Source organism: Paraburkholderia sp. BL23I1N1 (assembly GCF_003610295.1).
Lineage (GTDB): Bacteria > Pseudomonadota > Gammaproteobacteria > Burkholderiales > Burkholderiaceae > Paraburkholderia.
The window spans coordinates 113,642-138,898 of sequence record NZ_RAPV01000001.1; the positions used below are offsets into that span (position 1 = coordinate 113,642).

29 protein-coding genes, 1 tRNA gene and 1 pseudogene are annotated in these 25,257 nt (G+C 61.5%); 26 read left to right on the forward strand and 5 right to left on the reverse strand.

All coding sequences use genetic code 11. From position 1 onward, the window contains the following. Positions 1 to 14: 14 nt before the first annotated feature. The 14 genes from hisD to tatC all read left to right on the forward strand — a co-directional run bounded on the left by hisD (position 15) and on the right by tatC (position 10,133). On the forward strand, positions 15 to 1,346 hold the full coding sequence (gene hisD, locus B0G76_RS00610) for a histidinol dehydrogenase (RefSeq protein WP_120289252.1): 1,332 nt from the start codon (positions 15 to 17) through the stop codon (positions 1,344 to 1,346). A gap of 162 nt (positions 1,347 to 1,508) precedes the next feature. Then, positions 1,509 to 2,579 (forward strand): histidinol-phosphate transaminase, encoded by a 1,071-nt coding sequence (hisC, locus tag B0G76_RS00615; protein WP_120289254.1) that lies wholly within the window; start codon positions 1,509 to 1,511, stop codon positions 2,577 to 2,579. Between the two features lie 62 nt (positions 2,580 to 2,641). Continuing rightward, positions 2,642 to 3,229: an imidazoleglycerol-phosphate dehydratase HisB gene (gene hisB / locus B0G76_RS00620; RefSeq protein WP_006052285.1), complete on the forward strand. Its 588-nt coding sequence runs from the start codon at positions 2,642 to 2,644 to the stop codon at positions 3,227 to 3,229. Between the two features lie 66 nt (positions 3,230 to 3,295). Continuing rightward, positions 3,296 to 3,916 carry a MarC family protein gene (locus B0G76_RS00625; protein WP_120289256.1) on the forward strand — a complete coding sequence of 207 codons (621 nt, stop codon included), beginning with the start codon at positions 3,296 to 3,298 and terminating at the stop codon, positions 3,914 to 3,916. Then, positions 3,913 to 4,554: an imidazole glycerol phosphate synthase subunit HisH gene (gene hisH, locus B0G76_RS00630; RefSeq protein ID WP_120289258.1), complete on the forward strand. Its 642-nt coding sequence runs from the start codon at positions 3,913 to 3,915 to the stop codon at positions 4,552 to 4,554. Before B0G76_RS00625 ends, hisH begins: the two co-directional genes overlap by 4 nt. Positions 4,555 to 4,768: 214 nt before the next feature. Next, on the forward strand, positions 4,769 to 5,521 hold the full coding sequence (gene hisA, locus B0G76_RS00635; protein WP_120289260.1) for a 1-(5-phosphoribosyl)-5-[(5-phosphoribosylamino)methylideneamino]imidazole-4-carboxamide isomerase: 753 nt from the start codon (positions 4,769 to 4,771) through the stop codon (positions 5,519 to 5,521). Positions 5,522 to 5,746: 225 nt separating this feature from the next. Next, complete coding sequence (gene hisF / locus B0G76_RS00640; protein ID WP_120296118.1) at positions 5,747 to 6,520, forward strand: imidazole glycerol phosphate synthase subunit HisF; 774 nt, start codon at positions 5,747 to 5,749, stop codon at positions 6,518 to 6,520. A 1-nt stretch (position 6,521) separates the two neighbouring features. Next, positions 6,522 to 6,932 carry a phosphoribosyl-AMP cyclohydrolase gene (gene hisI / locus B0G76_RS00645; protein WP_183081963.1) on the forward strand — a complete coding sequence of 137 codons (411 nt, stop codon included), beginning with the start codon at positions 6,522 to 6,524 and terminating at the stop codon, positions 6,930 to 6,932. Next, a complete protein-coding gene (locus B0G76_RS00650) occupies positions 6,929 to 7,321 on the forward strand; it encodes a phosphoribosyl-ATP diphosphatase (RefSeq protein WP_120289262.1) in 393 nt (130 codons plus the stop codon). Before hisI ends, B0G76_RS00650 begins: the two co-directional genes overlap by 4 nt. A 94-nt stretch (positions 7,322 to 7,415) precedes the next feature. Continuing rightward, the gene (locus B0G76_RS00655) at positions 7,416 to 7,811 is read left to right on the forward strand and encodes a hypothetical protein (RefSeq protein ID WP_120289264.1); all 396 of its coding nucleotides are present in this window, start codon (positions 7,416 to 7,418) and stop codon (positions 7,809 to 7,811) included. Positions 7,812 to 7,893: 82 nt separating this feature from the next. Continuing rightward, a complete protein-coding gene (locus tag B0G76_RS00660; RefSeq protein WP_120289266.1) occupies positions 7,894 to 8,259 on the forward strand; it encodes a histidine triad nucleotide-binding protein in 366 nt (121 codons plus the stop codon). A 259-nt stretch (positions 8,260 to 8,518) separates the two neighbouring features. Then, positions 8,519 to 8,761: a Sec-independent protein translocase subunit TatA gene (gene tatA, locus B0G76_RS00665; protein ID WP_120289268.1), complete on the forward strand. Its 243-nt coding sequence runs from the start codon at positions 8,519 to 8,521 to the stop codon at positions 8,759 to 8,761. A gap of 39 nt (positions 8,762 to 8,800) precedes the next feature. Next, positions 8,801 to 9,319, forward strand: coding sequence for a Sec-independent protein translocase protein TatB (tatB, locus tag B0G76_RS00670; RefSeq protein ID WP_120289270.1), 519 nt, complete (start codon positions 8,801 to 8,803; stop codon positions 9,317 to 9,319). A gap of 34 nt (positions 9,320 to 9,353) precedes the next feature. Continuing rightward, positions 9,354 to 10,133, forward strand: coding sequence for a twin-arginine translocase subunit TatC (tatC, locus tag B0G76_RS00675; protein WP_120289272.1), 780 nt, complete (start codon positions 9,354 to 9,356; stop codon positions 10,131 to 10,133). Between the two features lie 130 nt (positions 10,134 to 10,263). On the opposite strand, the pseudogene B0G76_RS00680 reads toward tatC, so the two are convergent. Further along, a pseudogene (locus B0G76_RS00680) lies at positions 10,264 to 11,488 on the reverse strand (Do family serine endopeptidase). A 19-nt stretch (positions 11,489 to 11,507) separates the two neighbouring features. Here B0G76_RS00680 and B0G76_RS00685 point away from each other — a divergent pair. The 8 genes from B0G76_RS00685 (at position 11,508) to B0G76_RS00720 (ending at position 18,134) form a co-directional block, all read left to right on the forward strand. Continuing rightward, positions 11,508 to 12,254 (forward strand): Nif3-like dinuclear metal center hexameric protein, encoded by a 747-nt coding sequence (locus B0G76_RS00685; RefSeq protein ID WP_120289274.1) that lies wholly within the window; start codon positions 11,508 to 11,510, stop codon positions 12,252 to 12,254. 221 nt (positions 12,255 to 12,475) lie between these two features. After that, entirely contained in the window at positions 12,476 to 13,096 is a 621-nt protein-coding gene (gene petA / locus B0G76_RS00690; protein WP_120289276.1) for a ubiquinol-cytochrome c reductase iron-sulfur subunit, read from the forward strand. Further along, on the forward strand, positions 13,096 to 14,475 hold the full coding sequence (locus B0G76_RS00695; RefSeq protein ID WP_120289278.1) for a cytochrome bc complex cytochrome b subunit: 1,380 nt from the start codon (positions 13,096 to 13,098) through the stop codon (positions 14,473 to 14,475). The genes petA and B0G76_RS00695 overlap by 1 nt, the downstream gene beginning before the upstream one ends. A 23-nt stretch (positions 14,476 to 14,498) precedes the next feature. Further along, positions 14,499 to 15,254 carry a cytochrome c1 gene (locus tag B0G76_RS00700; RefSeq protein ID WP_120289280.1) on the forward strand — a complete coding sequence of 252 codons (756 nt, stop codon included), beginning with the start codon at positions 14,499 to 14,501 and terminating at the stop codon, positions 15,252 to 15,254. 95 nt (positions 15,255 to 15,349) lie between these two features. Continuing rightward, positions 15,350 to 15,961 carry a glutathione S-transferase N-terminal domain-containing protein gene (locus B0G76_RS00705; RefSeq protein WP_006052302.1) on the forward strand — a complete coding sequence of 204 codons (612 nt, stop codon included), beginning with the start codon at positions 15,350 to 15,352 and terminating at the stop codon, positions 15,959 to 15,961. A 74-nt stretch (positions 15,962 to 16,035) separates the two neighbouring features. Further along, positions 16,036 to 16,557 (forward strand): ClpXP protease specificity-enhancing factor, encoded by a 522-nt coding sequence (locus B0G76_RS00710; protein WP_120289282.1) that lies wholly within the window; start codon positions 16,036 to 16,038, stop codon positions 16,555 to 16,557. Positions 16,558 to 16,576: 19 nt separating this feature from the next. Beyond that, positions 16,577 to 16,652, forward strand: a tRNA-Thr gene (locus tag B0G76_RS00715). A gap of 357 nt (positions 16,653 to 17,009) precedes the next feature. Further along, complete coding sequence (locus B0G76_RS00720; protein WP_120289284.1) at positions 17,010 to 18,134, forward strand: class I SAM-dependent methyltransferase; 1,125 nt, start codon at positions 17,010 to 17,012, stop codon at positions 18,132 to 18,134. A gap of 48 nt (positions 18,135 to 18,182) precedes the next feature. Here the strand turns inward: B0G76_RS00720 and B0G76_RS00725 are convergent, their stop codons facing one another. Further along, positions 18,183 to 19,457, reverse strand: coding sequence for a TIGR03862 family flavoprotein (locus tag B0G76_RS00725; protein WP_120289286.1), 1,275 nt, complete (start codon positions 19,455 to 19,457; stop codon positions 18,183 to 18,185). Between the two features lie 382 nt (positions 19,458 to 19,839). On the opposite strand from B0G76_RS00725, the gene B0G76_RS00730 reads away from it, so the two are divergent. Further along, complete coding sequence (locus B0G76_RS00730; RefSeq protein WP_120296120.1) at positions 19,840 to 20,049, forward strand: DUF1059 domain-containing protein; 210 nt, start codon at positions 19,840 to 19,842, stop codon at positions 20,047 to 20,049. A gap of 89 nt (positions 20,050 to 20,138) precedes the next feature. On the opposite strand, the gene B0G76_RS00735 is transcribed toward B0G76_RS00730, so the two are convergent. Further along, positions 20,139 to 20,459 (reverse strand): DNA-binding protein, encoded by a 321-nt coding sequence (locus tag B0G76_RS00735; RefSeq protein ID WP_074282059.1) that lies wholly within the window; start codon positions 20,457 to 20,459, stop codon positions 20,139 to 20,141. Between the two features lie 385 nt (positions 20,460 to 20,844). On the opposite strand from B0G76_RS00735, the gene B0G76_RS00740 reads away from it, so the two are divergent. Next, positions 20,845 to 21,687, forward strand: a complete 843-nt coding sequence (locus B0G76_RS00740; RefSeq protein ID WP_120289288.1) for an SAM-dependent methyltransferase — start codon at positions 20,845 to 20,847, stop codon at positions 21,685 to 21,687. Positions 21,688 to 21,728: 41 nt separating this feature from the next. On the opposite strand, the gene B0G76_RS00745 is transcribed toward B0G76_RS00740, so the two are convergent. After that, positions 21,729 to 22,283, reverse strand: coding sequence for a DUF1415 domain-containing protein (locus B0G76_RS00745; protein ID WP_120289290.1), 555 nt, complete (start codon positions 22,281 to 22,283; stop codon positions 21,729 to 21,731). 85 nt (positions 22,284 to 22,368) lie between these two features. Next, positions 22,369 to 23,010, reverse strand: coding sequence for a TetR/AcrR family transcriptional regulator (locus tag B0G76_RS00750; RefSeq protein WP_120289292.1), 642 nt, complete (start codon positions 23,008 to 23,010; stop codon positions 22,369 to 22,371). Positions 23,011 to 23,164: 154 nt separating this feature from the next. Here B0G76_RS00750 and B0G76_RS00755 point away from each other — a divergent pair, with 154 nt between their 5' ends. After that, the gene (locus tag B0G76_RS00755; protein ID WP_120289294.1) at positions 23,165 to 24,448 is read left to right on the forward strand and encodes an MFS transporter; all 1,284 of its coding nucleotides are present in this window, start codon (positions 23,165 to 23,167) and stop codon (positions 24,446 to 24,448) included. Positions 24,449 to 24,637: 189 nt separating this feature from the next. After that, positions 24,638 to 25,231, forward strand: a complete 594-nt coding sequence (locus B0G76_RS00760; protein WP_183081964.1) for a nitroreductase family protein — start codon at positions 24,638 to 24,640, stop codon at positions 25,229 to 25,231. Positions 25,232 to 25,257 lie beyond the last annotated feature (26 nt).

The window sequence follows — 25,257 nt, forward strand, 5'->3', positions numbered from 1 at the left end:
AAACGGATACCCGTATGTCTATCAAGATTCGCAAACTCGATTCCAGCGCTCCTGACTTTCACAAGGCGCTGCACGCGGTGCTCGCGTTCGAGGCGAGCGAAGACGAAGCAATCGAGCGCTCGGTCGCGCAGATTCTGAACGACGTGAAGGCACGCGGCGACGCCGCGGTGCTCGAGTACACCAAACGCTTCGACCGTGTCGAGGCGAAGAGCGTCGAGGCGCTCGAGTTGCCGATGTCCGAGCTCGAAGCGGCCCTCGAAAGCCTTGAGCCGAAGCGCCGCGCGGCGCTCGAAGCGGCGGCGGCGCGCGTGCGCGGTTACCACGAGAAGCAGAAAATCGAGTGCGGCAGTCATAGCTGGCAATACACGGAAGCCGATGGCACCGTGCTCGGCCAGAAAGTGACGCCGCTGGATCGCGCGGGGATCTACGTGCCGGGCGGCAAGGCGGCGTATCCGTCGTCGGTGCTGATGAACGCGATTCCGGCCCGCGTGGCCGGCGTGCGCGAAATCGTCATGGTCGTGCCCACGCCGGACGGCGTGAAAAATCCGCTGATGCTCGCGGCTGCGTTGCTGGGCGGCGTGGATCGTGTCTTCACGATCGGCGGCGCGCAGGCGGTGGGCGCATTGGCGTACGGCACGGAGACGGTGCCCGCCGTCGACAAGATCTGCGGCCCCGGTAACGCCTACGTTGCGTCGGCCAAGCGTCGTGTGTTCGGCACGGTTGGTATCGATATGATCGCCGGGCCGTCGGAAATTCTCGTGCTGTGCGACGGCACGACGGACCCGCGCTGGGTCGCGATGGACCTGTTCTCGCAAGCCGAGCACGACGAGCTCGCGCAATCCATCCTGCTGTGCCCGGACGATGCATTCATTGCGCGCGTCCACGACGCGATCAACGAACTGCTGCCCACCATGCCGCGTCAGGACGTGATCCGCGCGTCGCTCGAAGGCCGCGGTGCGCTGATCAAGGTGCGCGATATGGCCGAAGCCTGCGCGATCGCCAACGACATTGCACCGGAACACCTCGAAATTTCCGCGCTGGAGCCGCATCAATGGGGCCAGTTGATCCGCCATGCCGGTGCGATCTTCCTCGGCCGCTATACCAGCGAAAGCCTCGGTGACTACTGCGCGGGACCGAATCACGTACTGCCTACGTCTCGTACCGCACGGTTCTCGTCGCCGCTTGGCGTCTACGATTTCTTCAAGCGTTCGAGCGTGATCGAAGTTAGTGCGGAAGGTGCGCAGACGCTCGGCGAGATCGCCGCCGAACTCGCCTACGGCGAAGGCCTGCAGGCGCACGCCCGCAGCGCCGAATACCGGATGCGGCAAAGCGGCGAGCGCGGTTGACCGGTCAAAGGCGCCAGCGGGCATCGAACCGATGCCCGCGAACACGACCGACGGATTTCGCGCGGTTTCCCGTTTAATAACGACAATACAGACCAACCTGGCGTAGTCCGCAAGCCGCCGATACCCGGCCGGCGTCTCTCGTGCGGCCCGGTCCACAGACTTATGACGACACCTCAAGACATCATTCGCCGCGACGTGCTCGCGATGACGAGCTATCCGGTTCCGGACGCCACGGGCTATATCAAGCTCGATGCGATGGAAAATCCGTTTCCGCTGCCGCCGGTCCTGGCCGCCCATCTGGGCGAACATCTGGCCGGCGTCGCACTGAACCGTTACCCGGCGCCGCGCCCGGAAGCGCTGATCGAGAAGATCAAGCGCGTGATGGGTGTGCCGGCAGGCTGCGACGTGTTGCTCGGCAACGGCTCGGATGAAATCATCAGCATGGTGTCGGTGGCGTGCGCGAAGCCCGGCGCCAAGGTGCTCGCGCCGATGCCGGGTTTCGTGATGTATCAGATGTCGGCGAAGCTGGCGAATCTTGAATTCATCGGCGTGCCGCTGAAGCCCGATTTCACGCTCGACACCGAGGCGATGCTGGCGGCGATCGCCGAGCATGAACCGGCGATCGTCTATCTGGCCTATCCGAACAACCCGACCGGCACGCTGTACAACGACGCGGACATGGAGCGCATCATCGCCGCGGCGAGCAAAAGCCTGGTGGTGATCGACGAGGCGTATCAGCCGTTCGCGCAGCAAAGCTGGCTGCCGCGCGCCGACGCGTTCGACAACGTCGTCGTGATGCGTACCGTGTCCAAGCTCGGTCTGGCCGGCATCCGCCTGGGTTATCTGGTCGGCAAGCCCGCCTGGCTCACCGAATTCGACAAGGTGCGCCCGCCCTACAACACCAACGTGCTGACGCAAGCCGCCGCCGATTTCCTGCTCGATCACGTCGACGTGCTCGACACCCAGGCGGCGCAATTGCGCGAAGAACGCACGAAACTCGCGCAAGCCGTGGCCCAATTACCGGGCGCCGAAGTGTTCCCGAGCGCCGGCAACTTCCTGCTGGTGCGCGTACCTGACGCATCCGTTATGTTCGAAACGCTGCTGGCAGCACGGGTTTTGATCAAAAACGTGAGTAAAATGCATCCATTGCTGGTCAATTGCGTGCGTTTGACCGTCGGTTCGCCCGAAGAAAACGCGCAATTGATCGCCGCACTGAAACTCGTGCTGCACTGAACGGCAGGCCGTTTTTCCATCCCACATACCTATCGCTTTCTAGCTAGATTCGAGGAATTACCATGCGCCTTGCGGAAGTCGTTCGCAACACCAGCGAAACGCAGATCCGTGTGAAGATCAATCTGGACGGCACCGGTCAGCAGAAGCTGGCCACCGGCGTGCCGTTTCTTGATCACATGCTCGACCAGATCGCACGGCATGGCTTGTTCGATCTCGACATCGAAGCGCATGGCGACCTGCATATCGACGACCACCACACGGTCGAAGACACCGGCATCACGCTCGGCCAGGCGGTTGCGAAGGCGATCGGCGACCGCAAGGGCATTCGCCGCTACGGTCATTCTTACGTGCCGCTCGACGAAGCGCTGTCGCGCGTCGTGATCGATTTTTCCGGCCGTCCGGGCCTCGAATTTCATGTGCCGTTCACGCGGGCGCGTATCGGCACGTTCGACGTCGATCTATCCATCGAATTTTTCCGCGGCTTCGTGAACCACGCCGGCGTCACGCTGCATATCGACAACCTGCGCGGCCTGAACGCCCATCATCAAATGGAAACGGTGTTCAAGGCGTTCGGGCGTGCATTGCGCATGGCCGTCGAACTGGACGAACGCGCGGCGGGGCAGATTCCGTCGACCAAGGGCAGCCTTTAAGCGTTAAGCGCCCATTTACCAGCCTCGTGACCAGGACCGGCCGCGCTTCTACGCGTCCGGTGTGCGATGGATATTCTGAAGTCGTTTATTTCGCTGCTGGCGCTGATTAACCCAATCGGCGCCATCCCATTCTTCATGAGCCTGTCGGCGCATCAGAGCGACGCCGAGCGGCGCAGAACCATCCGTATCGCGGCGATTTCGGTGTTCTGCGTGATTGCGGTGACCACGCTGCTCGGACAGCAGATCATCAGCTTCTTCGGCATTTCGGTCGGCTCGCTCGAAGTGGGTGGCGGGATCATCATGCTGCTGATGGCGATCAACATGCTGAACGCGCAAATCGGCAACAGCCGTTCGACGCCGGAAGAGCGCGACGAAGCCGAGCAGAAGGACAACATCGCGGTCGTGCCGCTGGCGATCCCGCTGCTGACCGGCCCGGGCGCGATCAGCACTACGATCATCTACGCGGCCGGCTCGACGCACTGGTATGACCGGCTGAGCCTGGTCGCGATCGGCGCCGTGCTGGCGGCGATCTGTTTTTTTTCGCTGCGGCTTGCTGAACCGATTGCCCGCTGGGTCGGTCGCACGGGTATCAACATCGGCACGCGGCTCATGGGTTTGATGTTATCGGCGCTGGCGGTGGAATTCATCGTCGATGGATTGAAGGCATTGCTGCCTAACTTGAAATGAAAACTTCGATAGCGATTGTGGATTACGGCATGGGCAACCTGCGCTCGGTTGCCCAGGCATTGCGCCACGCCGCGCCGGAAGCGGACGTGGCGATCGTCGATCGGCCCGAAGCGATCCGCTCGGCCGACCGCGTGGTGCTGCCCGGTCAGGGCGCCATGCCGGACTGCATGCGCAGTCTGGCCGAATCCGGCCTGCAGGAAGCGGTGATTGGAGCCTCGCGCAACAAGCCGCTGTTGGGCGTGTGCGTCGGCGAGCAGATGCTGTTCGACTGGAGCGCCGAAGGCGATACGCCGGGCCTCGGCCTGTTGCCGGGCAAAGTGCTGCGCTTCGACTTGGAAGGCCAAGTGCAGGACGACGGCTCGCGCTTCAAGGTGCCGCAAATGGGCTGGAACCGCGTGCGCCAGGCGCAGCCGCATCCGTTGTGGGACGGCGTCGCGGATAACGCGTTCTTCTATTTTGTGCACAGCTATTACGTTTTGCCGGACAACGCCGCCCATACCTCGGGCGAAACGGTGTACGGTGTGCCCTTTACCTCGGCGGTGGCGCGGGATAACATCTTCGCGACCCAATTCCACCCGGAAAAGAGCGCCGAAGCGGGGCTGCGCGTGTATCGCAACTTCGTGCACTGGAACCCGTGAGCGCCTTTCTTCATTCTGTTGCTGCGTGTCTTTCCGCTACAAGCGGGGCGTCGGCCGTGCGCTACAACCGCAGCAAGACGATTTCGCTCCAATTCGGTGCTCCGCAAGGGCGTCGAAAGAGTTGTACTAAACTAGCGAAACGGCGTTGTGGCGGGCTGGCTTGCCAGCCGCTGCCGCCGACCTTCAACCACCTCCCAGACAACACCCGATTGCTATGCTGCTGATTCCCGCCATCGACCTGAAAGATGGTCACTGTGTACGCCTCAAACAGGGCGATATGGACCAGGCGACGATATTTTCCGAGGAACCGGCGGCGATGGCCCGGCATTGGGTCGACCGCGGCGCTCGCCGTCTGCACCTCGTCGACCTGAATGGCGCGTTCGCCGGCAAGCCGAAAAACGAAGACGCGATTCGCGCGATCATCGAGGAAGTAGGGGGCGAGATTCCCGTCCAGCTGGGCGGCGGCATTCGCGACCTGAACACGATCGAGCGCTATCTGGACGACGGTTTGTCGTACGTCATCATCGGCACGGCCGCGGTGAAGAATCCGGGCTTCCTGCAGGACGCGTGCACGGCTTTCGGCGGCCATATCATCGTCGGGCTGGATGCGAAAGACGGCAAAGTCGCCACCGACGGCTGGAGCAAGCTGACCGGTCACGAAGTGGCCGATCTCGCGCGCAAGTTCGAGGATTACGGCTGCGAGTCGATCATCTACACGGACATCGGCCGCGACGGCATGCTGCAGGGCATCAACATCGAAGCGACGGTGCGCCTCGCGCGCGCGGTGAAGATTCCGGTGATCGCAAGCGGCGGTTTGTCGAACCTCACGGACATCGAGTCGCTGTGCGAAGTCGAGGACGAGGGCATCGAAGGCGTGATCTGCGGTCGGGCGATCTACTCGGGCGATCTGGATTTCACGGCTGCGCAGACCCTCGCGGACCGGTTGCGCGAATCGGACGACGCGTAAGGTCAACGCCTAAGGTCAATGCTCGTAGCGTCGCGCTCGACCTGGAATCGACGCAGCAGCGGACTTGAAAGCGGACGCAACGGCGTGTCTCGACCGCGTGTCACGCCGCAGGTGTTTCGGTTCGACACCCTTGCGGCCTGGCGCGGCGAGCCGCGCCGGCACTGTGCCGCTCGTGAAGATTCAGACGAGCGGCCTCATCAGCGGTATTGGCAGAATTGCAAGATCATGGCTCTAGCTAAACGCATCATCCCCTGTCTCGACGTCACGGCTGGACGCGTGGTCAAGGGCGTCAACTTCGTCGAACTGCGCGACGCGGGCGATCCCGTAGAAATCGCGCGCCGCTACGACGATCAGGGCGCCGACGAACTCACCTTCCTCGACATCACGGCCACCTCCGACCAGCGCGATCTGATCCTGCCGATCATCGAAGCGGTCGCGTCCCAGGTATTCATTCCGCTGACGGTCGGCGGCGGCGTGCGCGCCGTCGAAGACGTCCGGCGTCTGTTGAACGCGGGCGCAGACAAGATCAGCATGAACTCGTCGGCGGTCGCGAATCCGCAACTGGTGCGCGACGCGACGGACAAATACGGTTCGCAATGCATCGTCGTCGCCATCGACGCGAAGCGCGTCTCGGCGGACGGCGAAGCGCCGCGCTGGGAAGTCTTCACGCATGGCGGGCGCAAAGCCACCGGCCTCGAAGCCGTGGAATGGGCGCGCAAGATGGCCGAGCTGGGCGCGGGCGAAATCCTGCTGACCAGCATGGACCGCGACGGCACCAAGAGCGGCTTCGATCTCGCACTCACGCGGGCGGTGTCCGATGCAGTGTCGATTCCGGTGATCGCCTCGGGCGGCGTCGGCTCGCTGCAACATCTGGCCGACGGCATCAAGAACGGCCACGCGGACGCCGTGCTGGCCGCCAGCATCTTCCACTACGGCGAACACACCGTGGGCGAGGCCAAGCGCTTCATGGCCGATCAAGGCATTTCGGTGAGGTTGTGACGTGGTGAATCCCTCTTCAGTAGATTGGCTCGACAAGGTCAGGTGGGACGCGAACGGCCTCGTGCCGGTGGTCGCGCAGGAAGCGTCGACCAACGACGTGCTGATGTTCGCGTGGATGAACCGCGAAGCCCTGGCGAAAACCGTCGAAACCGGCCGCGCGGTGTACTTCTCGCGTTCGCGCCAGCGCCTGTGGTTCAAAGGCGAAGAGTCCGGCCACGTGCAGCATGTGCATGAAGTGCGGCTCGATTGCGACGAAGACGTCGTGCTGCTGAAGGTCGAGCAGGTGTCGGGCATTGCGTGCCACACCGGCCGTCACTCGTGCTTTTTCCAGAAATTCGAAGGCACGGTTGAAGATGGCGGCTGGGCCGCCGTCGATCCCGTGTTGAAAGACCCCGAACACATCTACAAATGACGCAATCCACGCAATCCACCGAACCCGCTTCGTCCACCAACGACACGCTGCTGCGCCTCGCAGCCGTTATCGACAGCCGCAAGGGTGGCGATCCGGATGTCTCGTACGTGTCGCGCCTGTTCCATAAGGGCGATGACGCGGTGCTCAAGAAGATCGGCGAAGAGGCAACCGAAGTCGTGCTGGCCGCCAAAGACGCACGCCACGGCGGCGCGCCGAAAGCCCTGGTCGGCGAAGTGGCGGACCTGTGGTTTCACTGCCTCGTGATGCTCTCGCATTTCGACCTGAGCCCGGCCGACGTGCTGGCCGAACTCGAGCGCCGCGAAGGCCTGTCGGGCATCGAAGAAAAGGCGCTGCGCAAGAGCCGCGAGCGCGAGGAAAACGGCGACTGATTGTCGCCGCCTTGTCGCCGCGTCTTGAAGCGGCGAACGTCGGCACCCACATTGCACTGAACGCATAGGATCGCATCCTCGGGAGGACGCAAGCATGGAACAGTCGCAAGGAAATTATCCGCCGCCGGTCTACCGCAACGCGATCGAACCCGAACGCGAACGCAGTCTGCGCACGCTCACGCACGTGCTGTACGCGCTGTATGCGGTCCATTGGCTGACGGGTGGCCTGACCATCCTGATCGCCATCATCATCAACTACATCAAGCGGGCCGATGTGGCGGGCACACCTTACGAGGCGCATTTCGAGTGGCAGATCCGTTCGTTCTGGATGGCCTTGCTGGGTTATGCGATCGGGGCCGTGCTGCTGTTCGTGCTGATCGGCATTCCGGTTCTGTGGGCCGTCAGCATCTGGATGTTGTACCGTATTATCAAAGGCTGGCTGTATCTGTACGATAACAAGCCGTTCGCGAATCCGCGTGGCTGGGTTTGAGTCGAGTCCGGTTGCGGCCGGGCGGGACCCCAACCGTGCCGCATCACGCTTCGCGCTCTAGCCCTACTGCATCAGGAATACGATGAGTCACGACCCGAACTGTCTTTTCTGCAAGATCGCCGCCGGCGAGATTCCGTCGACCAAAGTCCATGAAGACGAAGAGTTTGTCGCCTTTCGCGACATCCGTCCGGCAGCTGAAACGCATGTGCTGGTGATTCCCCGCAAGCACGTCGCCACGCTGTCGAATTGCACCGAAGACGAGGCTCCCCTGCTTGGTAGAATGCTTGTTCTGGTAGCGCGTTTGGCCGAGCAACTGGGCGTGGCGTACACCGGTGGCGAAACCGGTTTTCGTACGGTAATCAATACGGGGCCGGGCGGCGGCCAAGAGGTGTATCACCTGCACGCGCACATCCTCGCAGGGCCGCGTCCGTGGCATCGAATGGGCTGACAAAAACCGCGGGCTGCAGTTGCAAGGCGTGCGGCGAGTTTTGGCCGTCGACAATAACGGGGCTGTTGTTTTTGCTGAATTTTACTGAACTGTAATGACGCCGACGCGATCGTCAGGTCAGAATGGCACACCGAGTCGCGGGTTGAATCGCAATAGCTCGCGGCAACGTATAGATGGAGCGTACGCGCTTCGATTCACGCCGTAAGGCGCACGAGTTTTGCCGCATCACGGTGCGGTGTCGGGGTTAAGGAGAGTAGTCATGGGTTCGTTGAGCATTTGGCATTGGCTGATCGTGTTGCTGATCGTGGCGCTCGTGTTCGGCACGAAGAAGCTGCGCAATATCGGCACCGATCTGGGTGGCGCGGTGAAGGGCTTCAAGGAAGGCATGAAGGAAGCCGAAACGCCCGCTGCAGGTGACGCGCAGCAGCGCGAACTGCCGCGCAATGGCACGGTAGATGTGGATGCGAAGGAAAAAGCGCCGCGTTCAGGCGATTACCGCTAAGCCGCGGCCCAACCGCGTTACTGACGGACACTCCACTTCATGCTGGACCTCGGTCTAACCAAGATGGCGCTGATCGGCGTCGTTGCGCTAGTCGTACTCGGGCCTGAGCGCCTGCCTCGCGTCGCCCGCACGGCCGGCGCGCTGTTCGGCCGCGCGCAGCGGTATATCAATGACGTGAAGGCCGAAGTTACCCGCGAAATCGAACTCGACGAATTGCGTCGCATGAAAACCGAGTTCGAAGCGGCGGCGAGCAACGTCGAAACCAGCGTTCAGGACAATCTGCGCAAGCATGAAACCGAACTGAACGATGCGTGGAATAGCGGCACCTCGGTGTCGCCAAGCATTGCCGGCGGCGCGCTTGAAGACGCCGGCAATTCGTCGTGGCAGACCAGCACGCCACCGGCAGGCCCCAAACGCAAGAACTGGCGCGTCAAGCAGACAGCCATGCCCACCTGGTACAAGCGCGCCACCACGCGCCGCACGCGTGTGCTATCAGGTGCGGCGCGCGTGGCGCGGCATACGCCGGCCACCATGCGTCGTCCGACGCGGTTCTTCTGATGATCAGAACGACAATCCCTAACCGAGGGCCGGTGTGAGCGACCCCCAGCAAACCCAGAACGAAGGCACTGAAGAGACCTTCATTTCCCACCTCGTTGAATTGCGCGACCGTATCATCCGCGCCGGCCTTGCCGTCATCGTGGTGTTTGTCGGGCTCGTGTATTGGGCGCCGGACATCTTCCGGCTGCTGGCGCGGCCCTTGATGCAGAATCTGCCGAAGGACGGCAAGATGATCGTCACCGACGTCACCGGCTCGTTCTTCGTGCCGATGAAGGTGACCATGCTGGTCGCCTTCGTGATCGCGCTGCCGATCGTGCTGTATCAGATCTGGGCGTTCGTGGCACCAGGCCTGTATCAGCATGAGAAGAAACTGGTCGGGCCGCTGGTGGGCAGCAGCTACACGCTGTTCCTGTGCGGCATGGCGTTCGCGTACTTCGTGGTGTTTCCGACCATCTTCCGCGTGATGGCGCACTACAACGCGCCGCTCGGCGCGGAGATGACGACCGATATCGACAACTACCTGAGCTTCGTGCTCACCATGTTCATCGCGTTCGGCGTGACGTTCGAAGTGCCGATTGTCGTGGTGCTGCTGGTCCGCATGAACGTGCTGACCATCAAGAAGCTTAGGGAAATCCGTCCGTATGTGATCGTGGGCGCGTTCGTGATTTCGGCGGTGGTGACGCCGCCGGACGTGTTCTCGCAGCTGATTCTGGCGATTCCGCTGATCGTGCTGTACGAGGCGGGGATCATCGCGGCGCGGTTGATTGTCGGCAAGCAGCCGGTAGCGGTTGAAGACGCAAGTCCGCCGAATTAACGCTAACGGCGTGATGCGCGGCACGCGTGGGTTACGTTTAGCCGGATGGCCGAGCGGGTCAGGGCAAACAAAAAGGGCAGTCCATCGCGGACCGCCCTTTTTGTTTTATGGCGACGTTGCCGTTTGGCTTTCAACCGCCGTCGTCGTCCTGCTGATCGCCGCCGCCGTTGTCATCCGCCGGTTGTTTCGGCGGAGGCGGGCGCTTGCCGATGGTCACGTCGAGATCCATCTCGTGGCTCTTGCGCACCAGGTGAACCTTCGCAGCCGTGCCCGGTTTGATCTGCGCGATGACGTTTAACAGGCGCGTGGTGTCGGTGATCTCCTGGCCGTTCACGCTCACCAGGATGTCGCCCGGCTTGATGCCCGCACGATCGGCCGGTCCGTTCTTCAGGACGCCCGCCACAATTGCGCCCGACTTCTGCTCAAGCCCAAACGATTCGGCGATTTCCGGCGTCACGTCCTGCGGCTCCACGCCGATCCACCCGCGTGTGACCGAGCCCGTCGTGATGATGCTCTCCAGCACGCTGCGCGCGGTCGAGACGGGAATCGCAAAGCCGATGCCGAGCGAGCCGCCCGAGCGCGAATAGATGGCGGTATTGATACCGAGCAGATTGCCGTTCACGTCGACCAGAGCGCCGCCGGAGTTGCCCGGGTTGATGGCCGCGTCGGTCTGAATGAAGTTTTCGAAACGTGTTGATGCCGAGGTGATTGCGCCCGAGTGCGCTGACAATGCCCATGGTCACCGTTTGGCCGACGCCGAACGGATTGCCGATCGCCAGCACCACGTCGCCCACGCGCGTCTGGTCCATGCGGCCGAGCGTGATGGTGGGCAGATTGGTCATGTTGACCTTCAGCACGGCCAGATCGGTCTCAGGATCGACGCCGATCACCTTCGCATTGGTGGTGCGACCATCGGCCAGGGCAATTTCGATCTGATCGGCGCCGTCTACGACGTGCTGGTTCGTTAGAATGTAACCTTCCGAACTCACTATTACCCCCGAGCCGAGATTCGACGCGGGTTGTTCCTGCTGCTTGCCTTTGTTCTTGTCGCCGAAGAAGTAACGGAACAACGGGTCTTTAGCGCGCGGGTCGGGCGGCAGTGAGCCATCCTTGCTGGAGAACACATTGACGACCGCGGGCATGGCTTTTTGCGCGGCGTCCGCATAGGACGCTTGTGCGGGGCCAGTGCCGATGCCTGGCGCTACTTCCCGAAGGGCGACGATCGGTTCGGCGAGTTGCTTGCCGAATTGCCCTTGACGCTGGAGCCACTGCGGTTTGAGGGTCGCAATGATGAACATTAGCGCCAACAGCACGGTCACCGCTTGGGCAAAGAACAGCCAAAAGCGTCTAAGCATCTGAAGACTAGAGGTTTATATGGATCGGATCGAACTTGAATTGTACTTGAACAATCTCCTTGAAACCGCGCGCTTCAAGGACTATTGCCCCAATGGATTGCAGGTGGAAGGGCGCCGCAAGGTCAATAAGCTCGCGACCGGTGTTACCGCTTCAGTGGCCTTTCTTGAGGCCGCACTCGACTGGGGTGCGGACGCGGTGCTGGTCCATCACGGCTACTTCTGGCGCAACGAGGCGCCGCAAATCACCGGGCGCAAACACGCGCGGCTGAAGCTGCTGATCGCCAACGACCTGAACCTGTTCGCCTATCACCTGCCGCTCGACGACCATCCCGAGTTCGGCAACAACGCGCAAATCGGCGCAAAGATGGGCTGGATCAGCGACGCGCGCTTCGGCGAGAACGACCTCGGCTGGCTCGCCACCTTCCCGATGCCGATCACGCTCGCGCACTTCACCGCGCAAGTCGAGCAGACGCTTGGGCGCACGCCGCTCGTGTTCGGCGACCCCGATCGCGAACTGCGCCGCGTGGGCTGGTGCACGGGCGCCGCGCAAGGCATGTTCGACGCCGCGATCAATGCCGGCGCCGACGTCTACCTGACCGGCGAGGTGTCGGAGTCGGTCATGCACACCTCGGCGGAAAGCGGCGTGGCGTTCCTCGCGGCCGGCCATCACGCCACCGAGCGTTTCGGCGTGCAGGCGGTGGGCAAGCATCTGTCCGAGCAGTTCGATATCGAACACCTGTTTATCGATATCCCTAATCCCGTTTGAATTGAAACTCGGCATTAGATAAGAAAAAGGCACGAATAACGCAGAGGGCACTTAAAAGGAGGTACGAAAAAGTTTGCGATCCGTACGGAGAAACCCTGAGTTATCAAGGGGTTCGCACGGTTTTTGGCAATCGGGCCTTGTAAATGCCGACTCCATTCGCGCAAACTAGCGGCGGTAGAAGCGACGTGAAGGAAAAATCCAACTCAGAAGTGGGGCGTGTAATGCGAGACAAGGAAGATGAACGCGTCGACGGCGGCCGCCGTACCTGGCTGATAGCGACGACCGTAGCAGGTGGCATAGGAGGCGTTGCCACTGTCGTACCCTTTGTTAGTTCGTTTGCACCATCTGAAAAGGCCAAGGCAGCAGGTGCCCCGGTCGAAGTCGATATTAGTGATCTCAAGCCCGGCGACATGAAGACCGTCGCCTGGCGCGGTAAGCCGGTGTGGATCATCAACCGCACCGACAGGATGCTCGCCGATGTCCAGAAAGCCGATAACGAAGTAGCGGATCCCCACACGAAGAATCCTTTTTCGATGCCGTTGCCGGAGTACTGCAACAACGAGTTCCGTTCGCGTACCGATCACAAGAATCTTTTCGTCGCCGTCGCCGTGTGCACCCATCTGGGTTGTACGCCGACGCCGCGCTTCCAGGAGGGCGCACAGCCCAATCTTCCCGACGACTGGCCAGGCGGCTTTCTGTGCCCGTGCCACGGCTCGACCTATGACATGGCCGGCCGCGTCTTCAAGAACAAACCTGCGCCGCAGAACCTCGACATCCCGCCCTACATGTTCACGTCGGCCACCGGCCTCGTGATCGGCAAGGACGAGAAAGGAGAAGCGTAATGGCGATCGAACATGAAGTAGAGACGACCGGGCTGGTCGGCTGGATCGACCGGCGCTTCCCCATGACGTCTACGTGGAAGAAGCACGTATCCGAGTACTACGCGCCGAAGAACTTCAACTTCTGGTACTTCTTCGGTTCGCTCGCGCTGCTGGTGCTGGTCAATCAGATCGTCACCGGCATCTTCCTCACCATGAACTACAAGCCCGACGCGACGCTCGCGTTCTCGTCGGTCGAGTACATCATGCGCGAGGTGCCGTGGGGCTGGCTGATCCGCTATATGCACTCCACGGGCGCGTCGATGTTCTTCGTCGTCGTGTATCTGCATATGTTCCGTGGGCTGTTGTACGGCTCGTACCGCAAGCCGCGCGAACTGGTGTGGGTGTTCGGCTGCGCGATCTTTCTGTGCCTGATGGCCGAGGCGTTCTTCGGCTACCTGCTGCCGTGGGGCCAGATGTCGTTCTGGGGCGCGCAGGTGATCGTGAACCTGTTCTCGGCTATTCCGTTCATCGGGCCGGATCTGTCGCTGTGGATTCGCGGCGACTACGTCGTATCGGACGTGACGCTGAACCGCTTCTTCGCGTTTCACGTGATCGCGATTCCGCTGGTGCTGATCGGACTGGTGGTCGCTCACCTGGTGGCGCTGCATGAAGTGGGGTCGAACAACCCCGACGGCATCGAGATCAAGGCGAAGAAGGGCCCGGACGGCATTCCGCTCGACGGCATCCCGTTCCACCCGTACTACTCCGTGCACGATTTCATGGGCGTCTCGGTGTTCCTGATCATTTTTGCCGCGATCATCTTTTTCGCGCCGGAAATGGGCGGGTACTTCCTTGAAGCAAACAACTTCATTCCCGCCAATCCGCTGCAAACGCCGCAGGAAATTGCGCCTGTGTGGTACTTCACGGCTTTCTATGCGATGCTGCGCGCCACCACCGATCCGTTCAAGATCGTGCTGATGATCATCATCGCGTTGCTCGGCCTGGTTGCGCTGGTGCGCGCACGCGGCAAGTGGAAGCTCGGTTTGCCGGTGCTCGCGGTGCTGGTGATCGTGGCCATGGCGTTCACGGAATCGAAGTTCTGGGGCGTGGTGGTGATGGGCGGCGCGGTAGTCTCGCTGTTCTTCCTGCCGTGGCTCGACCGCTCGCCGGTGAAGTCGATCCGTTACCGGCCGTTTTTTCACAAAGTGTTCTACGGGATCTTCGTGCTCGCTTTCCTGACGTTGGGCTTCCTCGGCACCAAACCGCCGTCGCCTGCCTCGACGTTGATTGCTCAGGTGTGTGCGCTGATCTACTTTGCGTTTTTCCTCGGCATGCCCGTCTGGACGCGGCTTGGCACGTTCAAGCAGCCGCCCGAGCGGGTGCGGTTCAAGCCCCACTAATCGCGAGCCAGGAGAACACAAAGATGAAAAAACTGCTTTCGACGTGCGCGCTGATCGGCGCGACACTGCTCGCGGTGCTGGCCGGACCGGTGCACGCGGACGAGAATTTCCCTCTCGATCGCGCGCCCGATAACGCGGAGAATTTTGCTTCGTTGCAGCATGGAGCCCAATTGTTTGTAAACTATTGCCTGAATTGCCACAGCGCGAATCTGATGCGCTACAGCCGGCTGACCGACCTCGGCATTGCGCCGAGCGAAATCCAGGCGAATTTGCTGTTCACCACGGACAAAGTCGGCAACACCATGACGGTGGCGATGCGCCCGGACGACGCGAAAGCGTGGTTCGGCGCGAGTCCGCCGGATTTGTCGGTGGAAGCGCGGGCGCGGGGCAAAGACTGGCTGTACACGTATCTGCGCAGCTTCTATCGCGACAATACGCGGCCGACCGGCTGGAACAATCTGGTGTATGAAAACGTGAGCATGCCTCACGTGTTGTGGCAGCTTCAGGGGCAACGTACCGCGAAGTTCGGTGACGAAGTCGACGAAAAAACAGGCGAAACGGTGCACAAATTTGTCGGCTTCCAACAGGTCACGCCGGGGACGATGTCGCCGGTAGATTATGATTCTGCTGTGGCCGACCTCGTGTCGTACCTGTCATGGATGTCCGAACCGACGCAGAAAACCCGCAAACAGCTTGGCGTGTGGGTACTGCTGTTCCTCGGCATCCTGAGCTTTTTCGCCTGGCGACTGAACGCCGCGTACTGGAAACATATCAAATAATCACGCCGTTACCCGGCGTGGGGCCGGCGCCAGGAAAAACCTGTTGAACGGTTTTTCCGCGCGCTGGCCTTTCAGCTTTTTGAGGAAACGTAAACATGATGGTTCTGTATTCCGGCACAACTTGCCCGTTCTCCCAGCGCTGCCGGCTGGTGTTGTTCGAAAAGGGCATGGACTTCGAGATCCGCGACGTCGACCTGTTTAACAAGCCGGAAGACATCGCTGTGATGAATCCGTATGGTCAGGTGCCGATTCTCGTGGAACGGGACCTGATTCTGTACGAATCGAACATCATCAACGAGTACATCGACGAGCGCTTCCCGCACCCGCAACTGATGCCGGCCGATCCGGTTCAGCGCGCCCGCGCCCGTCTGTTCCTGCTCAATTTCGAAAAGGAACTGTTCGTTCACGTCGGCACCCTCGAAAACGAAAAGGGCAAGGCCGCCGAGAAGAATCACGAGAAGGCACGTCTCGCGATCCGCGATCGTTTGACGCAGCTCGCGCCGATCTTCCTGAAGAACAAGTACATGCTTGGCGAAGAGTTCTCGATGCTGGACGTCGCGATCGCGCCGTTGCTGTGGCGTCTGGATCACTACGGCATCGAGCTCTCGAAGAACGCTGCACCGCTGATGAAGTACGCCGAGCGCATTTTCAGCCGCCCGGCTTATATCGAAGCGCTGACGCCTTCGGAAAAGGTGATGCGTCGTTGAGTTTGGCTTTGGGGTGAGGGCGCCGCGTCTCGATTGTTTTCCGTGCGCGCCCAAACCCGGTAAGAGGACTGTTGATGCAAGAGATTTCCACCAAGCCTTATCTGCTGCGCGCGCTGTACGAATGGTGCACGGATAACGGCTATACGCCACATATCGCGGTCCGGGTCGACAATCAGACGCGCGTGCCGCGTCAGTTCGTGCGCGACAACGAAATCGTGTTGAACATCAGCTTCGAGGCGACCAGCCAGTTGCAGATGGGCAACGAATGGATCGAGTTCAGCGCGCGCTTCTCCGGCAAGTCGCACAAGATCGAAGTGCCGATCGCGAATATTCTCGCGATCTACGCGCGCGAAAACGGCCAGGGCATGGCGTTCCCGGTCGAATCGGCAGGCGGCGAAGCGCAGGACTCAGGCGCCGACGCGGAATTGGCCGACGAAACCGAATCGACGGTGGTGCCGGTCAGCGTGGCGCCGCGTGCGGTCGAAACGCCGTCTCCTGCCGATGCCGCCAAAGCGGAAAGCGCGACCGACGGCCCGCAGCCTGACGACGACGGTTCGAAAGGCGGCGGAAGGGCTCGCCTTAAGATCGTGAAATGAAGTAGAATCACGGCCTCATGCCGGCTTAGCTCATCAGGTAGAGCGCTTGACTTGTAATCATGAGGTGGCGGGTTCGAGTCCTGCAGCCGGCACCAGTTGTACGAAAACGGGTTTCTGAATCAATTCAGAAACCCGTTTTTTATTTGGGGCGGGAATCGGCTGAGGCAGGGGTGAGGCAGACGTGAGACGCCCAAAGGCTCATTTTTCACCATATCTCACTCACCTTGTCGATCGTGGACATTTTAGTCTACGATTTGTCGCAAGACCGCAGCGGAAGGCGGCGGCATAAGCCTCTTCCGGGTGTCCGCCACCAGATACCACCCCGCGAACCCGGCCGGGAGAGGTACTATTCGGGCGTCAGTCGGCATCACGACCAGTCACTCCGGCGGGCAACGCCCCCGAGACGCGACGTTTCACCGCGTCACTTCCGCAACACCAACCCCACCTTCATCATGACCAGCCCCGCAACCATCACCTGGCCCGAAGCCGACGGCCCCCGCACCGCGCGTTGGCGCTCCGAAGCCGCGGTGCCGCCGCCCAAGCGCGTCGTTGTTGCAGACGACCGCACCACTGCCGACTCCGCCTACCGCCTCGCGTGCGAAGGTACCGCGCTGCTGTGGAACGGCGATTTTCAGAACGCTCGCCAATTGCTGCAAGCGGTCACGCGCCGGCTGGAGCGCAAGCCGCGCAAGCAGGGCGAAACGCCGATCGACGCGTTCAACCTGCATCGTCAGGCGCAGTCGCAACGTGCCCGCACGCTCGGCATGATTCTGATCCCGCTCGACGCCGCTTACGGCATCCCGCTGCGCCGCGCGCCTGAAGTGCAGCAGGCCTGCATCGAAACCTACGGACCGTCTGCCGACGAATCCTCGGTCGTGTCGCTGCGCGAATTGCTCGGACTGATCGGCGCGCACGAGTGGCGCAAGAAGGGCGTTGAAATTCCCACACTGGGTGAGCGCATCCATCCGCACTACGGGGTGTTTTCGCCGGTGCGCGGCGAATACGTGGACCTGGTCGCGGGCACGCCGTTGCCTTCCCTGAACAAGGCGTTCGATATCGGCACCGGCACGGGCGTGCTGGCCGCGCTGCTCGTCAAACGCGGCGTGAAGAAAATCGTCGCGACCGACCAGGACCCGCGAGCGCTCGCCTGCGCGCGAGAAAACCTCACGCGTCTTGGCTACGATCAGCAAGTCGAGGTCGTGCAGGCCGATCTGTTTCCGGAAGGCCGTGCGCCGCTCGTAGTCTGCAATCCGCCGTGGGTGCCGGCGCGGCCCGCATCGCCGATTGAATACGCAATTTACGATTCGGAAAGCCGCATGCTGCTGGGTTTTCTGAACGGCCTGGCGGAACATCTGTCGCCGGGCGGGGAAGGCTGGCTGATCATGTCGGATTTTGCCGAGCATCTCGGATTGCGTACGCGCGAGTGGCTGCTTGCCGCTATTGAAAAGGCGGGGCTGACGGTGGTCGGCCGCGAGGATATTCGTCCGCGGCACCCCAAATCGACTGATGAAACCGACGCGCTGCACGCGGCGCGTGTGGCTGAAGTGACGTCGCTGTGGCGGTTGAAGGCTCGCTAAAAAAGACTCGCGATGGCGCGCGATAAGCCGCCATTGAAGCGCGGCATGTCAGACCGGCACGCCGCGCGCCTTGAGATACGCCAATGCGCCGCGTCCCGCCACCAGCCCGCTGGCGAAGCAGGCAGTGAGCAGATAACCGCCGGTCGGCGCTTCCCAGTCGAGCATTTCCCCCGCGCAGAACGCACCGGGCAGACGCTCGATCATCAAATGCCGATCGAGCGCTTCGAAGGGGACGCCGCCGGCGGTGCTGATCGCTTCCGCGATAGGTCGGGCGCGTACGAGCCGCACTGGGAGTGCCTTGATCGCGTGCGCAAGACCCTCTGCGTCGGCGAAGGCTTCCTTCGACAGCATCTCATGCAGCAAGGCCAGTTTTACGCCGCTAATGCCGATTCTGCCGTGCAGGTGAGTCGACATGGAACGCGAGCCGCGCGGTCGCGTCACCTCGGCCACCACACGCTCCAACGTCAAGCCTGGCGCCAGGTCCAGGGCGATCGTGATGTCGCCGTCGGCGAGAATCCGCTCCCGGATAACAGCCGACAGCGCATAAATCAGGCTCCCTTCGAGGCCCGTTTCGGTCAGAAGTATTTCACCTTGTCGATTGTGGACTTTATTGTCTGCGCCGGTGAGTGTGATGGCCACGGATTTCACCGGCTGGCCGGCGAAGCGCTCGCGCAGATAGGGGCTCCAGTCCGCGTCGAAGCCGCAGTTCGCGGGGCGCAAGGGCGTGACCGGCACCTCGCGCGCGCTCAGCAGCGGCGCCCAGGCGGCGTCCGATCCGAGCCGCGGCCAGCTTGCGCCGCCGAGCGCGAATACCACGGCGTCGCAGGTCATGCGTTGCTCGCCGTCGGGTGTGGCAAAGCGTAACGCGTGTGCAGCAGTGTCGCCGCTATCGCCGTTGGCCCAACCAGTCCACTTGTGGCGCATGTGAAAGCGCACGCCGGCTTCGCGCAACCGATGCAACCACGCGCGCAACATCGGCGCCGCTTTCATATCGGTCGGAAAAACCCGTCCTGAACTGCCGACGAACGTTTCGACGCCAAGCCCATGCAACCATGCCCGCAACGCATCGGGACCGAACGCATCGAGTAGCGGCGCGATCTGTTTGCGGCGCGCGCCGTAGCGGTCGAGAAACGGCTTGAGCGGTTCGGAATGCGTGATGTTCATGCCGCCTTTGCCCGCCATCAGGAACTTGCGGCCAACCGACGGCATCGCGTCGTAGACGTCGACCTGGACGCCGTGTTGGGCGAGCGCTTCGGCGGCCATCAAGCCGGCGGGGCCGCCGCCGATCACGGCGACGCGGGCGGAATTGAAGGAAGGTGGCATGAAGTCCTGCGGATGAGCGGAAGAAGCGGCGCGTAAGCGGGACCTGACGATCGGGCGGCGCGAAGGGCGCTATTTTCACACCGTGGGGAACGGAGGGCAAACTGGGCGACGGGAAAGCGGCGCACGCCAACCGGCCGAAAAGAGCTGAGTTCAGGCGTGTCGCAATCACCCGCGCCCACGTTCGCCCCTTTGCTATTCACCCGTGCGAACTATACTTTTCAAACAGCTTCCATCGGACGCCGTCCGCGTCTTCCCTGCGTCAAACTACCCACCGCTCTCATTCCGCCCGACGTTGCCCATGCTGGCGCGCCGCGGCTGGAGACGTGGTCTGCGCGCCTGCTGTTTGTCTGGATGTTTCAACGTTTGGATCAAGGAGATTGCCATGACTCGCAAATACATCGACTGCCGCGAGTTCCCGAGCGAAACGAATTGCACCGTTGCGCTATCCGCCGACAACGAGAGCGAATTGCTCGACGCGGCCGTGCAGCATGCCGTCACCGTGCACAAACATGCGGACTCGCCGGAACTGCGTGCCCAGCTCAAGACCTTGTTTCATGACGGCACGCCGCCGGTCGAAGCCCCGCGCGCGTGATGGGTCGTTCTTCTTTGAGGAAAGATGCCGGCTGATCAGTGCGAGCGGCGGTAAGCCGCTCGCACTGGTCGCGGCGTTGCGTGAGCGATCTAGCCGGGATAGGCCTCATCCACTTTCAGGCCGGCCAGCTTGAAAATGACCCGCAGCGTTTGCGGTTTGATGTCGCGACGTGAAGCGAGCGTCGTCATCACGAAGTCGAGCACCTTCGCGTACTTGAGCATCGTCAGGCACGTTTCCATGTCGACACTGCCGTCGCGCATGACTTCGGCGAGCCGCAACATTTCGGTGGAAATGTCGCGTGCCATTTCCAGTTCGAGCTGCTGCTTTTCCGACCACGCGGGTGCCGCGGTCAGCTTCGCCAGCATTTCCTGAAATTTCTGTTCGACGTTTCCGTTGGGTACCGTGTCCATCGCTGCCTCTTCTATTTTCCAGGCGCGCGTCCGTTTGAGATCGCGGCGCGCTGCTGGTTACGTAACGTTCAGTCCGTGTTCCGGGACCGTCCTCCCCACATGCATTCGGTTCGCGTGATCAATGCCACGGCCGGCAGGCTGTTGTTATGCGCGACACGGCTTACGCCATCGAGTGAGCCGGTCTGCAATATGCTTTGAAACCACGTCGGAAACGTCCTGCGTACTGCTTTTTGAGCAGGAAGTGTTCCAGGTTTGCGGCGTTTCTTGCATGGTTAACGCGGCTCCTTAGGTGAGTGGCCTGCGCTTTGGGTAAACTGGCAGCAACTTTTCCTTTTTTCCGTCATCTGTCGCACGTTCGCACTGCAATCTATGGCGGTCCCCCACGATGTCCAGCAAAACCCACGAAATCCGTCCGAACCAATCCGTCGAGCTGTTAAAGGAGCTTCATATCCTGACGCGCGACGGCAAGATGAATCAGGACAGCCGCCGCAAGCTGAAGCAGGTCTATCACCTGTTCCAGTTCATCGAGCCGCTGCTGAAAGACCTCAAGGACCAGCAGGACGCGGTGACGCTCGTCGACCATGGCGCCGGCAAGTCATATCTAGGTTTTATCCTGTATGACCTGTTCTTCAAGGAATTTCAGGACGCCGCTGGTGGGGCGTCGCACATTTACGGCATCGAAACGCGCGAGGATCTCGTGACGAAATCCGAGGCGCTGGCCGACCGGCTGGGCTTCAAGGGCATGTCATTCCTGAATCTGTCGGTCGCGGAGTCCATTACGTCAGAGCGTTTGCCGGCGCAGATCGATATCGTGACGGCGCTGCATGCGTGCAATACCGCGACTGACGACGCGCTCCGGTTCGCTCTGGAAAAGCACGCCAGGTACATCGTGGTCGTACCGTGTTGCCAGGCTGAGGTGGCCGGGGTTTTGCGGCAGAACAAGGGTAAATCGCTGGGAAATGCTTTGACCGAGATCTGGCGGCATCCGCTGCATACCCGGGAATTTGGAAGCCAGATTACTAACGTGCTGCGCTGCTTGCAGCTGGAAGCACATGGCTATCAGGTGAGCGTGACCGAGCTGGTCGGGTGGGAGCATTCCATGAAGAATGAACTGATTATTGCGCAGTTCAAGGATCTGCCGAGGCGGCGGCCGGCTGAGAGGCTTAATGAGGTGATGGAGACCCTTGGCATCGAGGAGCTGAAGGAACGGTTTTTCGTCTCCGCCTGACCTGTGCTGTGGCGGTGGCTTTTTCATGGCCACCGCCCGAACTACCTTTTCATCAGATCATTCCAGCCTTTAAGACCGATTCGCCGAAGGGTCTCCTGATTCCGCTCATAAATAGCTTCCGCATCCGGAAAAGCCTGAACCGCCCGTTCAATACTTTCCTCGCGAAGCAAATGCAAAATAGGATAGGGCGCCCGATTCGTATAATTCTCGATATCGTCGGGCTCACTGCCTTCAAACTGATATTGAGGGTGAAAGCTCGCAATCTGGATAATGCCTTCCAGCCGAAGTTGTTTGATCATCCTTTCGGCAAAAAACAGGCAATCGTTATAGTCGAGAAAATCGCCGAGCGCCCGCGGTAAAACCAGAAGCGTGGTATCCACTGTTTCGGGATTTGCCGCGACGAGCGCCTGAATTTCGGTTTCGAGATCGGTTAAAACCCCTTCCATATCCACTGCGTCGCTCACGGCATAGCGAATCTGGTCCTTCACATGCACGGCCTTGGCAAAAGGGCACAAATTGAGCCCAATCACGGCCTCTGTTAGCCAATGACGAGTGGCGGCGATAACGGCATCATGAGATTCGGCGGGCGACGACATGGCAAGCAGCGAAAGGGGAAAGTGTCATTCTAATGGCGCGGAACGGCACCCATCCGCGCCTGGCCGCAACAGGGCCGGAAAAACCTTAACGCGCCGTTGACTCGCCGCATGCCGAGGCGATCAACTGCGCCGCCACCTTTGGCGCGACAAGAATCGGCCCGCAGCCCGGGCCGTAGGTTTGGCTGGCTGCGTACACGCCTTCGATCATCAATCCCAGCCCGTTGGCCAGTTCCGCGGGATCATTGGCGCCGGCCGCGGTGGCCAGTTCCAGAAGCCGCGCCATCAGCCGTTCCTTGTTGCCAAACACGAATTGCCGAGCCGGATGCGCCGCGTCGGGAAACTCCACCGAGACATTCACGAAAGGACAGCCGCGATAGTCGTCGATCGATGCGCGCACCGCCAGGTCGTCAAAATATTGCTGAAGCTGCCTGGCCGGCTCGCCGGGATGCTTCGCAAAGCTCTTCTCGACGTAGTCGAAAAACTGCTCGTCCTTGCGCTCCAGATACGCCAGCACCAATTCGTCTTTCGACGAAAACTGGCGATACAAACTCATCTTGTTCACGCCCGCGCGCTCAACCACCGTGTCGACGCCGACCGCCCGCACACCCTCGCGATAGAACAGTTCGTCCGCGGCGCGCAACAGATTCTGCTGCGCCTCCGGGCCGGCCGTCTGCGCGCCGCGCGTTCGCCGTGCACCGGCTGGCTTGAGGGTTTCACTGTCGGACATGATGTGCCACCTGGATTGAACTAACGCCTTGACATGTTACCGACCAGTAACTAATATCGCAACACTCATTGTGACTGATCTGTCACAAGTCCTTTACTGAAATCGTAATAATGCGAACGGCGCGGCCTGCGGGCAGGCGTTGATTGGAGAACCGATGAACTGGGCAGCGAGACTGATTGGCGGACGTTTCCACTACGGCTGGTTGACCGTTGCGGTGGTGTTTCTGGTGCTGCTGGCGGCGGCCGGCACGCGTGCCACGCCGAGTGTGATGATGGTGCCGCTGGAGCACCAATTCGGCTGGAGCCGCGCGACGATTTCGCTCGCGATCTCTGTGAACATTGCGCTCTACGGTCTGATGGGGCCATTCGCGGCCGCGGCGATGCAGCGTTTTGGCGTGCGTCCTACTCTGTTGATCGCGCTCGGCACGATGGCGGCGGGCGTGGCGTTGTCGTCGCTGATGACGCATCCGTGGCAGATGATTCTGATCTGGGGCGTGATGGTCGGCGGTTCGACCGGGGTGGCGGCGCTGTCGTTGTCGGCAACCGTGGTGACACGCTGGTTCACCACGCATCGCGGCCTCGTGATGGGGATTCTCACGGCCAGTTCGGCAACCGGCCAACTGGTGTTCCTGCCGATGCTCGCCGCCATCGCCGAGCATTACGGCTGGCGCCAGGTGGTGTGGGTCGTCGCGGGCGCCGCGGCGATCGTATTGCCACTGGTCGCGTTTCTGTTGCCGGAGCGGCCCGCGGATATGCAACTGCGCCCATTCGGCGAACCGGCCAACACGCCGATCTCCACCACCGTCACCAAACAGAACCCGCTGGCTATCGCCTTCGGCACGCTCGCCATGGCGAGCAAGAGGCGTGATTTCTGGCTCCTGTTCTTCAGTTTCTTTATCTGCGGCGCGAGCACCAATGGTTATGTCGGCACGCACCTGATCGCCATGTGCGGCGACTACGGCATGACCGAAGTGCAGGGCGCTTCCTTGCTCGCCGCGATGGGCATCTTCGATCTGTTCGGCACGACGTTGTCGGGCTGGCTGTCGGACCGCTTCAACAGCCGCGTGCTGCTGTTCTGGTACTACGGCTTGCGCGGTCTGTCGTTGATGTATCTGCCGCACGCGTTCGGCATCGATTTCTTCGGCCTGCCGCTCTTCGCGGTGTTCTACGGACTCGACTGGATCGCCACCGTGCCGCCTACCGTGCGTCTCGCGACCGATGCCTTCGGCAAAGAATCGGCACCGGTCGTGTTCGGCTGGGTGGTCGCCGGCCACCAGCTCGGCGCGGCCTTCGCGGCGCTTGGCGCGGGCATGCTGCGCGCGAGCCTCGGCACGTACACGGTGGCGTCGATGATTTCTGGCGGACTGTGCCTGGTGGCCGCCGTGATCGTGCTGCGGATCAACCGGCCGGCCAAGGTGCCGGAACCGCAAGCGGCGTGAAGCTGCGCCCCGGTACACGGTGAACGAGCGAATCTGCATAAACGGCCGCCTCCCAAGAGGCCGTTTTGCCATTGCAGCCAATACGAAAACTAACTGCGCACTTGTCGCAGCGCGAGCGGCTCAGCCCGGTTATGCTATGAGACCCCGGGCAGCCGCCCGTCGATCATGAATTTCGACCGAGAGAAGCGCATGGCCAACAAACCCGCCCCTACCGCAGTTGCCATTCACGAGCTGATTGCAGGTCGTTGGAGCCCGCGCGCCTATTCGAGCGAGCCGGTGAGCCGCGAAGATCTGCGTTCGGTGCTCGAAGCGGCACGCTGGGCACCGTCTTCGTATAACGCGCAGCCGTGGCGTTTCCTCGTATTCGACCGCAGCGTCGATGAAGTCTCGTTCAAGCAGGCTTTCGCCACGCTGGTGCCGTTCAATCAGGGCTGGAATGCGCCAGCGCCGGTGCTGATCGCGGTGACCACGCATACGCTCACCAACAAGGGCGAAGTGAACCGTTGCGCGCCGTACGACGCGGGTGCCGCGGCGATGGCGCTGGTGCTGCAGGCGCATGCGCTCGGTCTCGCCGCGCATCAGATGAGCGGTTTCGATCCGAACGCGTTCCGCACGGCGTTCAAGCTGCCGAACGACGTCGACGTGATCGCCATCATTTCGCTCGGCCATTACGGCGAGGTCGATAAGCTCGATCCGGTGCTGCGCGAGCGCGAAAAGTCGGTGCGTCAGCGTCTGCCGCTTGCCGACATTGCCTATGGCGGCGGCTGGAAGAAGGCGTTCTGAGCGTCTTGACGCTCGGTGGCGATAAA

Bases quoted from the DNA above. Each gene is read 5' to 3' on its own strand.
- B0G76_RS00730 (WP_120296120.1), top strand. From the start codon at position 19,840: ATGACTCGCAAATACATCGACTGCCGCGAGTTCCCGAGCGAAACGAAT.
- tatA (WP_120289268.1), top strand. From the start codon at position 8,519: ATGGGTTCGTTGAGCATTTGGCATTGGCTGATCGTGTTGCTGATCGTG.
- hisF (WP_120296118.1), top strand. From the start codon at position 5,747: ATGGCTCTAGCTAAACGCATCATCCCCTGTCTCGACGTCACGGCTGGA.
- B0G76_RS00625 (WP_120289256.1), top strand. From the start codon at position 3,296: ATGGATATTCTGAAGTCGTTTATTTCGCTGCTGGCGCTGATTAACCCA.
- petA (WP_120289276.1), top strand. From the start codon at position 12,476: ATGCGAGACAAGGAAGATGAACGCGTCGACGGCGGCCGCCGTACCTGG.
- B0G76_RS00655 (WP_120289264.1), top strand. From the start codon at position 7,416: ATGGAACAGTCGCAAGGAAATTATCCGCCGCCGGTCTACCGCAACGCG.
- B0G76_RS00650 (WP_120289262.1), top strand. From the start codon at position 6,929: ATGACGCAATCCACGCAATCCACCGAACCCGCTTCGTCCACCAACGAC.
- hisB (WP_006052285.1), top strand. From the start codon at position 2,642: ATGCGCCTTGCGGAAGTCGTTCGCAACACCAGCGAAACGCAGATCCGT.
- hisC (WP_120289254.1), top strand. From the start codon at position 1,509: ATGACGACACCTCAAGACATCATTCGCCGCGACGTGCTCGCGATGACG.
- B0G76_RS00710 (WP_120289282.1), top strand. From the start codon at position 16,036: ATGCAAGAGATTTCCACCAAGCCTTATCTGCTGCGCGCGCTGTACGAA.
- B0G76_RS00705 (WP_006052302.1), top strand. From the start codon at position 15,350: ATGATGGTTCTGTATTCCGGCACAACTTGCCCGTTCTCCCAGCGCTGC.
- hisH (WP_120289258.1), top strand. From the start codon at position 3,913: ATGAAAACTTCGATAGCGATTGTGGATTACGGCATGGGCAACCTGCGC.
- hisD (WP_120289252.1), top strand. From the start codon at position 15: ATGTCTATCAAGATTCGCAAACTCGATTCCAGCGCTCCTGACTTTCAC.
- B0G76_RS00700 (WP_120289280.1), top strand. From the start codon at position 14,499: ATGAAAAAACTGCTTTCGACGTGCGCGCTGATCGGCGCGACACTGCTC.
- B0G76_RS00750 (WP_120289292.1), bottom strand. From the start codon at position 23,010: ATGTCCGACAGTGAAACCCTCAAGCCAGCCGGTGCACGGCGAACGCGC.
- B0G76_RS00745 (WP_120289290.1), bottom strand. From the start codon at position 22,283: ATGTCGTCGCCCGCCGAATCTCATGATGCCGTTATCGCCGCCACTCGT.
- tatB (WP_120289270.1), top strand. From the start codon at position 8,801: ATGCTGGACCTCGGTCTAACCAAGATGGCGCTGATCGGCGTCGTTGCG.
- B0G76_RS00695 (WP_120289278.1), top strand. From the start codon at position 13,096: ATGGCGATCGAACATGAAGTAGAGACGACCGGGCTGGTCGGCTGGATC.
- B0G76_RS00740 (WP_120289288.1), top strand. From the start codon at position 20,845: ATGTCCAGCAAAACCCACGAAATCCGTCCGAACCAATCCGTCGAGCTG.
- hisA (WP_120289260.1), top strand. From the start codon at position 4,769: ATGCTGCTGATTCCCGCCATCGACCTGAAAGATGGTCACTGTGTACGC.
- B0G76_RS00735 (WP_074282059.1), bottom strand. From the start codon at position 20,459: ATGGACACGGTACCCAACGGAAACGTCGAACAGAAATTTCAGGAAATG.
- B0G76_RS00660 (WP_120289266.1), top strand. From the start codon at position 7,894: ATGAGTCACGACCCGAACTGTCTTTTCTGCAAGATCGCCGCCGGCGAG.
- B0G76_RS00720 (WP_120289284.1), top strand. From the start codon at position 17,010: ATGACCAGCCCCGCAACCATCACCTGGCCCGAAGCCGACGGCCCCCGC.
- B0G76_RS00685 (WP_120289274.1), top strand. From the start codon at position 11,508: ATGGATCGGATCGAACTTGAATTGTACTTGAACAATCTCCTTGAAACC.
- B0G76_RS00760 (WP_183081964.1), top strand. From the start codon at position 24,638: ATGGCCAACAAACCCGCCCCTACCGCAGTTGCCATTCACGAGCTGATT.
- B0G76_RS00755 (WP_120289294.1), top strand. From the start codon at position 23,165: ATGAACTGGGCAGCGAGACTGATTGGCGGACGTTTCCACTACGGCTGG.
- B0G76_RS00725 (WP_120289286.1), bottom strand. From the start codon at position 19,457: ATGCCACCTTCCTTCAATTCCGCCCGCGTCGCCGTGATCGGCGGCGGC.